A 12,891-nucleotide genomic window follows, 5' to 3' on the forward strand; every position below is an offset into this window, starting at 1 on the left:
GGAGTGGCTATGGATCTCGCATCGCTTCGCGCTAAACAGCTGGAACTGGCTTCATCGGTTTCTCGTGCCGATCGTCTGGATGTCGACCCTCCCCGTCTGATCGGCGGCGCGGATGTTGGGTTCGAGCAGGGCGGTGAAGTGACGCGAGCGGCCATGGTACTGCTGAAATATCCCTCTCTGGAGCTGGTGGAGTATCGCGTGGCGCGTATTGCGACGACCATGCCTTACATCCCCGGCTTTCTGTCGTTCCGTGAGTATCCGGCGCTGCTGGCGGCCTGGGAGCAGCTCTCACAGCCGCCGGACCTGCTGTTCGTGGATGGTCATGGTATCTCGCATCCGCGCCGTGTGGGGGTGGCCAGCCACTTTGGCCTGTTGGTGGATGTGCCGACCATCGGCGTGGCGAAAAAGCGGCTGTGCGGTCAGTATGAGGGGCTCTCCGATGCGCCAGGCGCCACGGCGCCGCTGATGGATAAAGGAGAGCAACTGGGCTGGGTGTGGCGTAGCAAGAAGCGCTGTAACCCGCTGTTTATCTCCACCGGCCACCGGGTCAGCGCCGACAGCGCGCTGGCGTGGGTACAGCGCTGCATGGCGGGCTACCGTCTGCCGGAGCCGACGCGCTGGGCCGATGCGGTAGCCTCCGGGCGCCCGGCATTCACGCGTTGGCAGGAAAATAACCGCTGATTCGGGTAAACTGCCGCAAGTTGACGATTAATGAGAACCCGAGATGTTACAGAACCCCATCCATCTGCGGCTGGAGAAGCTGGAAAGCTGGCAGCACGTCACCTTTATGGCGTCGCTCTGTGAGCGGATGTACCCCAATTACGCCATGTTTTGCCAGCAGACCGGTTTTGGCGAGTCGCAGCTCTACCGTAGGATTCTTGACCTGGTCTGGGAAACGCTGACCGTCAAAGACGCCAAAGTGAACTTTGACAGCCAGCTCGAAAAGCTGGAAGCCGCGATTCCGGATGCCGATGATTACGATATTTATGGCGTTTATCCGGCCATCGATGCCTGCGTGGCGCTCAGTGAACTCTTGCATTCGCGGCTGAGTGGTGAAACGCTTGAGCATGCTATCGAGGTGAGTAAGACTTCCATCACTACGGTAGCGATGCTGGAAATGACCCAGGCTGGTCGCGAAATGAGCGATGAAGAGCTGAAGGACAACCCGGCAGTGGAAGAAGAATGGGATATTCAGTGGGAAATATTCCGACTTTTGGCCGCCTGCGAAGAGCGCGACATTGAGCTGATAAAAGGGCTACGTGCCGACCTTCGGGAGGCCGGTAGCAGCAATATCGGTATAAATTTGCAGCAATGAGACAATAAAACGTGATTTACTGCCTGTTTTGTCGTGCCTGAAGGCTTCCAATTAGCCCCCCGTCTGGTCTACATTTGTGGGGCGAAAAAAAGTGGCTATCGGTGCGTGTATGCAGGAGAGTGCTGTTATGGCATTTCCGTCGCACTCGATGCTTAGCAAGCGATAAACACATTGTAAGGATAACTTATGAACAAGACTCAACTGATTGATGTAATTGCGGACAAGGCTGACCTGTCTAAAGCGCAAGCAAAAGCTGCTCTGGAATCTACTCTGGCTGCAATTACCGAGTCTCTGAAAGAAGGCGATGCTGTACAACTGGTTGGTTTCGGTACCTTCAAAGTGAACCACCGCGCTGAGCGTACTGGCCGCAACCCGCAGACCGGTAAAGAGATCAAGATCGCCGCCGCTAACGTACCGGCGTTCGTATCTGGTAAAGCACTGAAAGACGCAGTCAAATAAGACGACGCGTCGCGTGGCAGTGAACAGTTTTAGCAGGGGGGCGTTTACGCCCCTTTTGTCTGTCAGGCAGCCGCTCATGGCCCTGTCGGCACTGTTGCTGCTCACGGCCTGCAGCGCTTCCGCGCCACCTCCTTTCACCGCCAGCGGCTATGTCGACAACGACGGCGTGGTACGCATCTGGCGCAAAGATGACGCCAACGGCGATATCCATCTGTTTACTGCCTTTAGCCCCTGGTCGCACGATAAGACCGCAACCAGCGAATACCGCTGGCATGGGGACAAACTCACCTCGATCGAACGCAGCTTGTTTGGCGAAACGCCGGAGCGGGTAAAAATTCGTTTTGATGCCCGTGGCGGCCTGAGCTTTATGCAGCATGACGTCGAAGGCCATAAGCAACAGCTTTCTGAAGAGAAGATCGCGCTGTACCGCTATTATGCCCGCCAGGTTCGCGATACCAGCGATGCCTTGCGGAGCGGGCGCGTGGTGTTGTTGCAGGGGCGCTGGCAGCCCGATGGTACCGTCATCAATTGTGAAGGGCAGCGTTTAACGCCGACGTTTTCTGACGCCGAGCGTAGGCATATCTGGCAGCGTCAGCATCATTCGTCGCTGGCGGTAAGTCTTGCCTGGCTGGAAGCGCCGGGGGGAACGCAACTTCTATTGGTTGCGAATGAGGATTACTGCCGCTGGCAGCCGAATCCGAAGACCTTTTAAAAAAACCGCCGGATGGCGGTTTTTTTTATGACTGGAGATTAGCGACGGGCGATGGCGCGCCAGCCGATGTCGCTGCGGCTGAAGCAATCGTCCCAGCGGATCTCCTGCAATTGTGCATAGGCGCGCTGCTGCGCCTGGGCCACATCGTCACCCAGCGCTGTAACGCACAGAACGCGACCGCCGCTGGTGGTCACATCACCGGCTGCATTCAGCGTTGTACCGGCATGGAACACTTTCGCGTCCTCCTGCTCCTGCTCCGGAAGCCCGCTGATGACATCGCCAGTGCGGTAGCTGCCCGGATAGCCGCCCGCGGCCATTACGACACCCAGCGCGGCGCGGTCATCCCACTCCGAACGTTGGGTATCCAGTTTGCCTTCGCAGGCGGCCTGGCACAGCGCTACCAGATCGGAGCGCATACGCAGCATAATGGGCTGGGTTTCCGGATCGCCGAAGCGGCAGTTAAATTCAATCACCTTCGGGTTGCCCTGTTTATCGATCATCAGTCCGGCATACAGGAAACCGGTATAGGTATTGCCCTCTGCCGCCATACCACGCACGGTTGGCCAGATAATGCGTTCCATGGTGCGCTGATAGACATCGTCGGTCACCACCGGGGCAGGGGAGTAAGCGCCCATACCGCCAGTATTAGGACCGCTGTCGCCGTCGCCCACTCGCTTGTGATCCTGGCTGGTGGCCATGGGTAATACGTGCTCGCCGTCGACCATCACAATAAAGCTGGCTTCTTCGCCATCCAGGAACTCTTCTACCACTACGCGATGACCGGCGTCGCCAAAGGCGTTGCCTGCCAGCATATCCTGAATCGCCGCTTCCGCTTCTTCCAGAGTCATCGCCACGATAACGCCTTTACCTGCCGCCAGACCGTCGGCCTTGATAACGATGGGGGCGCCTTTTTCGCGCACATATGCCAGCGCGGGCTCGACTTCGGTAAAGTTCTGGTATTCGGCGGTTGGGATAGCATGACGCGCCAGAAAATCCTTGGTGAAGGCTTTAGAGCCTTCGAGCTGGGCGGCCTCTTTGGTGGGGCCGAAGATCGCCAGACCGGCAGCGCGAAAAGCGTTAACCACGCCGGTAACCAGCGGCGCTTCGGGGCCGACGATGGTCAGATCAATACCTTCCGCCTGGGCGAAAGCCAGCAGGCCCGGGATGTCGGTGACGCCAATCTCCACATTCTTTAGTGCAGGCTCCAGCGCGGTGCCTGCGTTACCAGGTGCGACAAAGACGGTATCAACCTGCGCAGACTGAGCCGCTTTCCAGGCAAGCGCGTGTTCGCGCCCGCCGTTTCCTATTACTAATACTTTCATCGCTACGCTCCCTGTTAGTGGCGGAAGTGGCGCATGCCGGTGAAAATCATGGCGATGCCGTGTTCATCGGCGGCGGCAATGACCTCTTCATCGCGAATAGAGCCACCGGGCTGGATAACACAGGTAACACCCACTGCGGCAGCGGCATCGATACCGTCCCGGAATGGGAAGAAGGCGTCGGAAGCCATGGCTGAGCCCTTCACTTCCAGACCTTCATCACCGGCTTTAATGCCCGCGATCTTTGCGGAATAAACGCGGCTCATCTGCCCGGCGCCGATGCCGATGGTCATATTCTCTTTGGCGTAGACGATGGCATTGGACTTCACGAACTTGGCGACCTTCCAGCAGAACAGCGCATCGCGCAGTTCCTGCTCGCTGGGTTGGCGCTTAGTGACCACGCGCAGTTCGTCGTTGCTCACCATGCCGAGATCGCGGTCCTGGACCAGAAGCCCACCGTTCACGCGCTTAAAGTCCAGTCCCGGAACCCGGGCCTGCCACTGTCCGCAGGTCAGCACCCGGACGTTCTGTTTGGTCGCGGTGATCTTCAGCGCTTCTTCACTAACGGAAGGGGCGATAATCACCTCAACGAACTGGCGTGACACAATGGCCTGGGCCGTTTCAGCATCCAGCTCGCGGTTAAACGCGATAATGCCGCCGAAGGCGGAGGTAGGGTCGGTCTGGTATGCGCGCTCATAGGCGCCCAGGATGGAATCGCTGACCGCAACGCCGCAGGGGTTAGCGTGTTTAACGATCACGCAGGCCGGTTCGGCGAACTCTTTGACGCACTCCAGTGCGGCATCGGTATCGGCAATATTATTGTAAGACAGCGCCTTGCCCTGTAGTTGGGTCGCGGTGGCGACCGAAGCTTCCTGAACGTTTTCTTCTATATAGAAGGCTGCCTGCTGGTGGCTGTTCTCGCCGTAACGCATATCCTGCTTCTTAATAAAGTTCAGGTTCAGGGTACGCGGGAAACGACCGGAAGGCTGTTCGCTATCGCCATGATAGGCCGGAACGAGGCTACCAAAGTAGTTGGCGATCATGCTGTCGTAAGCGGCGGTGTGCTCGAAGGCCTTGATGGCGAGATCGAAACGGGTTGCCTGGGTCAGAGAACCGTCGCCGGCGTCCATCTCTTTAATAATGGCGTCATAGTCGCTGCTCTTCACCACGATGGCCACATCTTTATGGTTTTTGGCCGCAGAGCGCACCATGGTCGGGCCGCCAATATCGATATTCTCGACGGCGTCTTCCAGCGTGCAGCCTTCGCGTGCGACGGTCTGGGCAAAGGGGTAGAGGTTGACCACGACCATATCAATGGGAGAGATGGCGTGCTGTGCCATAACGTCATCGTCCTGGCCGCGACGACCCAGAATGCCGCCGTGCACTTTCGGGTGCAGGGTTTTCACGCGTCCGTCCATCATCTCCGGGAAGCCGGTGTAGTCGGATACCTCGGTTACCGGCAGGCCAGCTTCAGCCAGCAGGCGCGCAGTGCCGCCGGTGGAGAGCAGCTCTACATTGCGAGTGGAGAGTGCCTTAGCGAATTCGACGATGCCGGCTTTATCAGAAACGCTGAGCAAAGCGCGGCGTACAGGACGACGTTGTTGCATGGTGATAAATCCCCTGGATTTGGTTCATTGCAGAAGAGCGTTAGCTGAACTATTCCTTACCAGAGAGGGAAAAGCTCAGCTAACGCCCCATAAGGGCATCCCTTCTATATCGCGGGAAGCATTGTAGCGAAAACGTTTGCGTGGCGCTCGAAAAATTTCCCGACCCAGCCTTCCTGTGGATAATTCTGTGTGTAAGTGGGTATAACAGGGGGTTTTGCTGGGGAATGCAGCAGTCAGTAAATTTAAGTCAATTTTTCGGTTGCGGCCCGCAGCCAAACCCCTATAATGCGCCTCCATCGACACGGCGCAGCGGCAACGCAGCGTGGTGATTCGAAGAGAGAAAATCCTGAAAATCGGGGTTGACTCTGAAAGAGGAAAGCGTAATATACGCCACCTCGCGACAGTGAGCTTAACGCCTTGTCGCAACTGCTCTTTAACAATTTATCAGACAATCTGTGTGGGCACTCGAAAGCACTGATATCCTGAACGTCGAAAGACGCTAAATGAATATCAAGTCTCAAGAGTGAACACGTAATTCATTACGAAGTTTAATTCTTTGAGCATCAAACTTTAATTGAAGAGTTTGATCATGGCTCAGATTGAACGCTGGCGGCAGGCCTAACACATGCAAGTCGGGCGGTAACAGGGAGAAGCTTGCTTCTCTGCTGACGAGCGGCGGACGGGTGAGTAATGTCTGGGGATCTGCCTGATGGAGGGGGATAACCACTGGAAACGGTGGCTAATACCGCATAATCTCGAAAGAGCAAAGTGGGGGACCTTCGGGCCTCACGCCATCAGATGAACCCAGATGGGATTAGCTAGCAGGTAGGGTAATGGCCTACCTGGGCGACGATCCCTAGCTGGTCTGAGAGGATGACCAGCCACACTGGAACTGAGACACGGTCCAGACTCCTACGGGAGGCAGCAGTGGGGAATATTGCACAATGGGCGCAAGCCTGATGCAGCCATGCCGCGTGTATGAAGAAGGCCTTCGGGTTGTAAAGTACTTTCAGTCAGGAGGAAGGGTGTGAGCTTAATACGTTCATACATTGACGTTACTGACAGAAGAAGCACCGGCTAACTCCGTGCCAGCAGCCGCGGTAATACGGAGGGTGCAAGCGTTAATCGGAATTACTGGGCGTAAAGCGCACGCAGGCGGTTGGTTAAGTCAGATGTGAAATCCCCGGGCTCAACCCGGGAACTGCATTTGAAACTGGCCAGCTGGAGTCTCGTAGAGGGAGGTAGAATTCCAGGTGTAGCGGTGAAATGCGTAGAGATCTGGAGGAATACCGGTGGCGAAGGCGGCCTCCTGGACGAAGACTGACGCTCAGGTGCGAAAGCGTGGGGAGCAAACAGGATTAGATACCCTGGTAGTCCACGCCGTAAACGATGTCGACTTGGAGGCTGTGAGCTTGACTCGTGGCTTCCGGAGCTAACGCGTTAAGTCGACCGCCTGGGGAGTACGGCCGCAAGGTTAAAACTCAAATGAATTGACGGGGGCCCGCACAAGCGGTGGAGCATGTGGTTTAATTCGATGCAACGCGAAGAACCTTACCTGGTCTTGACATCCACAGAAGAATCCAGAGATGGATTTGTGCCTTCGGGAACTGTGAGACAGGTGCTGCATGGCTGTCGTCAGCTCGTGTTGTGAAATGTTGGGTTAAGTCCCGCAACGAGCGCAACCCTTATCCTTTGTTGCCAGCGATTCGGTCGGGAACTCAAAGGAGACTGCCGGTGATAAACCGGAGGAAGGTGGGGATGACGTCAAGTCATCATGGCCCTTACGACCAGGGCTACACACGTGCTACAATGGCGCATACAAAGAGAAGCGACCTCGCGAGAGCAAGCGGACCTCATAAAGTGCGTCGTAGTCCGGATTGGAGTCTGCAACTCGACTCCATGAAGTCGGAATCGCTAGTAATCGTGAATCAGAATGTCACGGTGAATACGTTCCCGGGCCTTGTACACACCGCCCGTCACACCATGGGAGTGGGTTGCAAAAGAAGTAGGTAGCTTAACCTTCGGGAGGGCGCTTACCACTTTGTGATTCATGACTGGGGTGAAGTCGTAACAAGGTAACCGTAGGGGAACCTGCGGTTGGATCACCTCCTTACCTTTGGATACAGTATTCGCAGTGTCCACACAGATTGTCTGATGAAAAACAAAGAAGCAGTGAAAACCTCTACAGGCTTGTAGCTCAGGTGGTTAGAGCGCACCCCTGATAAGGGTGAGGTCGGTGGTTCAAGTCCACTCAGGCCTACCAAATTTTCCCTGATGCCGCGTTGTGAAATGACTCGCATACTGATTGTATGCTTCGCCATTCCACGCCTTGTCTCAGGAAAAATTAACGGTGAACGAGGTTATCTAACGACTTTGGGGCTATAGCTCAGCTGGGAGAGCGCCTGCTTTGCACGCAGGAGGTCTGCGGTTCGATCCCGCATAGCTCCACCATAACACTACTTCAGAATGTACTTAATCGTGCATTGTGAAGTATCTGCTCTTTAACAATCCGGAACAAGCTGAAAATTGATAATCCATAAACGGGACAACCGTTTAATGGGTCTCTCAAGCTTACAACGCGAAGACATCTTCGGGTTGTGAGGTTAAGCGAATAAGCGTACACGGTGGATGCCCTGGCAGTCAGAGGCGATGAAGGACGTGCTAATCTGCGAAAAGCGTCGGTAAGCTGATATGAGGCGTTATAACCGACGATGTCCGAATGGGGAAACCCAGTGTGATTCGTCACACTATCATTAACTGAATCCATAGGTTAATGAGGCGAACCGGGAGAACTGAAACATCTAAGTACCCCGAGGAAAAGAAATCAACCGAGATTCCCTGAGTAGCGGCGAGCGAACGGGGAAGAGCCCAGAGTCTGAATCAGCGTGTGTGTTAGTGGAACGGTCTGGAAAGTCCGGCGATACAGGGTGACAGCCCCGTACACGAAAATGCACATGCTGTGAGCTCGATGAGTAGGGCGGGACACGTGTTATCCTGTCTGAATATGGGGGGACCATCCTCCAAGGCTAAATACTCCTGACTGACCGATAGTGAACCAGTACCGTGAGGGAAAGGCGAAAAGAACCCCGGCGAGGGGAGTGAAACAGAACCTGAAACCGTGTACGTACAAGCAGTGGGAGCACCCTTTGGGGTGTGACTGCGTACCTTTTGTATAATGGGTCAGCGACTTATATTCTGTAGCAAGGTTAACCGAATAGGGGAGCCGAAGGGAAACCGAGTCTTAACCGGGCGTTAAGTTGCAGGGTATAGACCCGAAACCCGGTGATCTAGCCATGGGCAGGTTGAAGGTTGGGTAACACTAACTGGAGGACCGAACCGACTAATGTTGAAAAATTAGCGGATGACCTGTGGCTGGGGGTGAAAGGCCAATCAAACCGGGAGATAGCTGGTTCTCCCCGAAAGCTATTTAGGTAGCGCCTCGTGAATTCATCTCCGGGGGTAGAGCACTGTTTCGGCTAGGGGGCCATCCCGGCTTACCAACCCGATGCAAACTACGAATACCGGAGAATGTTATCACGGGAGACACACGGCGGGTGCTAACGTCCGTCGTGAAGAGGGAAACAACCCAGACCGCCAGCTAAGGTCCCAAAGTCATGGTTAAGTGGGAAACGATGTGGGAAGGCCCAGACAGCCAGGATGTTGGCTTAGAAGCAGCCATCATTTAAAGAAAGCGTAATAGCTCACTGGTCGAGTCGGCCTGCGCGGAAGATGTAACGGGGCTAAACCATGCACCGAAGCTGCGGCAGCGACACTGTGTGTTGTTGGGTAGGGGAGCGTTCTGTAAGCCTGCGAAGGTGTGCTGTGAGGCATGCTGGAGGTATCAGAAGTGCGAATGCTGACATGAGTAACGATAAAGCGGGTGAAAAGCCCGCTCGCCGGAAGACCAAGGGTTCCTGTCCAACGTTAATCGGGGCAGGGTGAGTCGACCCCTAAGGCGAGGCCGAAAGGCGTAGTCGATGGGAAACGGGTTAATATTCCCGTACTCGGTGTTACTGCGATGGGGGAACGGAGAAGGCTATGTCATCCGGGCGACGGTCGTCCCGGTTTAAGCGTGTAGGCTGACTTTCCAGGCAAATCCGGAGAGTTAAGGCTGAGGCGTGATGACGAGGCACTACGGTGCTGAAGTGACAAATGCCCTGCTTCCAGGAAAAGCCTCTAAGCTTCAGGTAACAACGAATCGTACCCGAAACCGACACAGGTGGTCAGGTAGAGAATACCAAGGCGCTTGAGAGAACCCGGGTGAAGGAACTAGGCAAAATGGTGCCGTAACTTCGGGAGAAGGCACGCTGACATGTAGGTGAAGCCCCTGCGGGTGGAGCTGAAGTCAGTCGAAGATACCAGCTGGCTGCAACTGTTTATTAAAAACACAGCACTCTGCAAACACGAAAGTGGACGTATAGGGTGTGACGCCTGCCCGGTGCCGGAAGGTTAATTGATGGGGTTATGGGTAACCAGAAGCTCCTGATCGAAGCCCCGGTAAACGGCGGCCGTAACTATAACGGTCCTAAGGTAGCGAAATTCCTTGTCGGGTAAGTTCCGACCTGCACGAATGGCGTAATGATGGCCAGGCTGTCTCCACCCGGGACTCAGTGAAATTGAACTCGCTGTGAAGATGCAGTGTACCCGCGGCAAGACGGAAAGACCCCGTGAACCTTTACTATAGCTTGACACTGAACATTGAGCCTTGATGTGTAGGATAGGTGGGAGGCTTTGAAGCGTGGACGCCAGTACACGTGGAGCCAACCTTGAAATACCACCCTTTAATGTTTGATGTTCTAACCTGGCGCCATTATCTGGCGTGGGGACAGTGTCTGGTGGGTAGTTTGACTGGGGCGGTCTCCTCCCAAAGAGTAACGGAGGAGCACGAAGGTTGGCTAATCCTGGTCGGACATCAGGAGGTTAGTGCAATGGCATAAGCCAGCTTGACTGCGAGCGTGACGGCGCGAGCAGGTGCGAAAGCAGGTCATAGTGATCCGGTGGTTCTGAATGGAAGGGCCATCGCTCAACGGATAAAAGGTACTCCGGGGATAACAGGCTGATACCGCCCAAGAGTTCATATCGACGGCGGTGTTTGGCACCTCGATGTCGGCTCATCACATCCTGGGGCTGAAGTAGGTCCCAAGGGTATGGCTGTTCGCCATTTAAAGTGGTACGCGAGCTGGGTTTAGAACGTCGTGAGACAGTTCGGTCCCTATCTGCCGTGGGCGCTGGAAGACTGAGGGGGGCTGCTCCTAGTACGAGAGGACCGGAGTGGACGCACCACTGGTGTTCGGGTTGTGATGCCAATTGCATTGCCCGGTAGCTAAGTGCGGAAAAGATAAGTGCTGAAAGCATCTAAGCACGAAACTTGCCCCGAGATGAGTCTTCCCTGAGACCCTGAGTCTCCTGAAGGGACGTTGAAGACGACGACGTTGATAGGCCGGGTGTGTAAGCGCAGCGATGCGTTGAGCTAACCGGTACTAATGACCCGAGAGGCTTAACCTTACAACGCCAAAGATGTTTTGGTGATGAGAGAACGAACGATATTCAGCTTGTGACGGATAAACGCTTATGGCCATGTGTGGCGGTAAGTGGAACAGAATTTGCCTGGCGGCGACAGCGCGGTGGTCCCACCTGACCCCATGCCGAACTCAGAAGTGAAACGCCGTAGCGCCGATGGTAGTGTGGGGTCTCCCCATGCGAGAGTAGGGAACTGCCAGGCATCAAACCAGTGAAGAACCCCGGTCATTGACCGGGGTTTTTTGCGTTCATGGTACAGTAAAAATCTTGCTGTCCCCGCGGGTGAAATCACGACGTAGCTTAAAGCAAGAGGTTCCCCGATATTCACATTCGCCCAAAATCGCATAGCCAAGACCCTGAGCTATTCTGATTGATGGCTGATTCTGGGGGTCAATAAGACATACAGTGCGAGATGGCGATAATGTCTTGTCGAGCCAGTGATGTGCCGCCGCCGCCGCTTCACGGGCAACTCCCTGCCCCTGTGCTGCCCGTGAAATAATCCATGCGGCTTCGGGAACGCCATCGAAATCATCGCCCAGGCCACGATGGAAATCTGCCAGCCCCGTTTCCCCTAAAAACTGACCGTCTGATTTACGAAAAATAGCAAACAGGCCATAGCCAAACACGGACCAGTGTCCGATATAGCGCAGCAGCCGGTTCCAGCCGTCTTCGGGCGAAAGCGTAGGGGCGCTAATAAACTCGAACAACGCTTTATCCGTAAACATGGCATACCATGCCTCGAAATCGGTAATGTGATGAGGGCGTAAGATCAGCCTGTCGGTTTCGATGTGAACTGGTTGAATTGAATGCATGTCGATGCCTTGTTAGTGGGGAGTCACATGCCTCAATGTAATGGAAGCTATCCGCTCAAACCAGAGAGCGGATATCCTGAAACATTTTCACCTTTCACTTGCAGGCTCGACATTCACGACAGAGCAGGTTATCTTCAGGCATCTGGATGTCTAAACGTTTAAACGTATGTAGTGAGGGTGATGTGTTATGCCGATCAGGGTGCCTGATGAGTTACCAGCCGTAAATTTCCTGCGTCAGGAGAACGTTTTTGTGATGACGAGCTCCCGCGCCAGCGTACAGGAGATCCGTCCGCTAAAGGTCCTGATCCTTAACCTGATGCCGAAGAAAATAGAGACGGAAAACCAGTTTCTGCGTCTGCTTTCCAACTCCTCGCTTCAGCTGGATATTCAACTGTTGCGTATCGACAGCCGCGAGTCGCGCAATACCCCGGCAGAGCATCTGAATAACTTCTACTGTAACTTTGAGGATATTCAGGATCAGAACTTCGACGGCCTGATTGTGACCGGGGCGCCGCTGGGGCTGGTTGAGTTTGATGATGTCGCATACTGGCCGCAGATTACCAGGGTGCTGGAGTGGGCGAAGGATCATGTGACCTCAACGCTGTGTGTCTGTTGGGCGGTACAGGCCGCGCTCAATATCCTCTATGGCATTCCCAAGCAGACCCTCGCAACAAAACTTTCCGGCGTATACGAACATCAAATCTTGCATCCTCATGCCCTGCTGACCCGGGGCTTTGACGACAGCTTTCTGGCGCCTCACTCCCGTTATGCCGCCTTCCCGTCGGCAATCATTCGTGAACATACCGATCTCGAGCTACTGGCGGAGTCCGATGCTACCGGCGCCTACCTGTTTGCCAGCCGGGATAAGCGTATCGCCTTTGTCACCGGCCATCCGGAATATGATGCCGGGACCCTGGCGAGCGAATTCTTCCGCGATCGCGAAGCAGGTCTTAACCCTCTGGTGCCTGAGAACTACTTCCCGAACGACGACCCCACTCGCACGCCGCGGGCCACCTGGCGTAGCCACGGCAACCTGTTGTTCTCCAACTGGCTTAACTACTACGTTTACCAGATAACGCCGTACGATTTACGGCATATGAATCCGACCCTGGAGTAGCCTCTCCCGGAGTTATGTTAGGATGAAGTG

At 55.1% G+C, this 12,891-nt stretch carries 8 protein-coding genes, 2 tRNA genes and 3 rRNA genes; 10 read left to right on the top strand and 3 right to left on the bottom strand.

Translation table 11 applies throughout. The features are described 5' to 3' along the window. Positions 1 to 9 precede the first annotated feature (9 nt). The 4 genes from nfi to SCU88_RS01445 all read left to right on the top strand — a co-directional run bounded on the left by nfi (position 10) and on the right by SCU88_RS01445 (position 2,486). Positions 10 to 681, top strand: a complete 672-nt coding sequence (gene nfi / locus SCU88_RS01430) for a deoxyribonuclease V (RefSeq protein ID WP_175342304.1) — start codon at positions 10 to 12, stop codon at positions 679 to 681. Between the two features lie 43 nt (positions 682 to 724). Beyond that, positions 725 to 1,315: a YjaG family protein gene (locus SCU88_RS01435; RefSeq protein ID WP_138095312.1), complete on the top strand. Its 591-nt coding sequence runs from the start codon at positions 725 to 727 to the stop codon at positions 1,313 to 1,315. A 186-nt stretch (positions 1,316 to 1,501) separates the two neighbouring features. Then, positions 1,502 to 1,774 carry a nucleoid-associated protein HU-alpha gene (gene hupA / locus SCU88_RS01440; protein WP_002884342.1) on the top strand — a complete coding sequence of 91 codons (273 nt, stop codon included), beginning with the start codon at positions 1,502 to 1,504 and terminating at the stop codon, positions 1,772 to 1,774. Between the two features lie 19 nt (positions 1,775 to 1,793). Continuing rightward, positions 1,794 to 2,486: a DUF1481 domain-containing protein gene (locus SCU88_RS01445; RefSeq protein WP_175342315.1), complete on the top strand. Its 693-nt coding sequence runs from the start codon at positions 1,794 to 1,796 to the stop codon at positions 2,484 to 2,486. A 38-nt stretch (positions 2,487 to 2,524) separates the two neighbouring features. Here SCU88_RS01445 and purD read toward each other — a convergent pair whose 3' ends face one another. Both purD and purH read right to left on the bottom strand, forming a co-directional pair. Beyond that, positions 2,525 to 3,808 carry a phosphoribosylamine--glycine ligase gene (purD, locus tag SCU88_RS01450; RefSeq protein WP_175342303.1) on the bottom strand — a complete coding sequence of 428 codons (1,284 nt, stop codon included), beginning with the start codon at positions 3,806 to 3,808 and terminating at the stop codon, positions 2,525 to 2,527. A gap of 14 nt (positions 3,809 to 3,822) precedes the next feature. Further along, on the bottom strand, positions 3,823 to 5,412 hold the full coding sequence (gene purH / locus SCU88_RS01455) for a bifunctional phosphoribosylaminoimidazolecarboxamide formyltransferase/IMP cyclohydrolase (protein ID WP_175342302.1): 1,590 nt from the start codon (positions 5,410 to 5,412) through the stop codon (positions 3,823 to 3,825). Between the two features lie 571 nt (positions 5,413 to 5,983). On the opposite strand from purH, the gene SCU88_RS01460 reads away from it, so the two are divergent. From SCU88_RS01460 to rrf, 5 genes are all read left to right on the top strand, one after another. Further along, a 16S ribosomal RNA gene (locus tag SCU88_RS01460) occupies positions 5,984 to 7,525 on the top strand. A gap of 73 nt (positions 7,526 to 7,598) precedes the next feature. Further along, positions 7,599 to 7,675 (top strand) — tRNA-Ile (locus SCU88_RS01465). A 112-nt stretch (positions 7,676 to 7,787) separates the two neighbouring features. Then, positions 7,788 to 7,863 (top strand) — tRNA-Ala (locus SCU88_RS01470). A 150-nt stretch (positions 7,864 to 8,013) separates the two neighbouring features. Next, positions 8,014 to 10,917: ribosomal RNA gene (locus tag SCU88_RS01475) — 23S ribosomal RNA — on the top strand. Positions 10,918 to 11,018: 101 nt separating this feature from the next. Then, positions 11,019 to 11,134 (top strand): 5S ribosomal RNA (rrf, locus tag SCU88_RS01480). Together the 16S, 23S and 5S rRNA genes with 2 tRNA genes alongside form the textbook arrangement of a ribosomal RNA operon. A gap of 46 nt (positions 11,135 to 11,180) precedes the next feature. On the opposite strand, the gene SCU88_RS01485 is transcribed toward rrf, so the two are convergent. Next, entirely contained in the window at positions 11,181 to 11,744 is a 564-nt protein-coding gene (locus SCU88_RS01485) for a GNAT family N-acetyltransferase (protein ID WP_138095316.1), read from the bottom strand. 187 nt (positions 11,745 to 11,931) lie between these two features. On the opposite strand from SCU88_RS01485, the gene metA reads away from it, so the two are divergent. Next, positions 11,932 to 12,861 (top strand): homoserine O-acetyltransferase MetA, encoded by a 930-nt coding sequence (metA, locus tag SCU88_RS01490; RefSeq protein WP_138095317.1) that lies wholly within the window; start codon positions 11,932 to 11,934, stop codon positions 12,859 to 12,861. Positions 12,862 to 12,891 lie beyond the last annotated feature (30 nt).

The organism is Jejuibacter sp. L23, assembly GCF_050815825.1.
Taxonomy (GTDB): Bacteria; Pseudomonadota; Gammaproteobacteria; order Enterobacterales; family Enterobacteriaceae; genus Jejubacter; species Jejubacter calystegiae.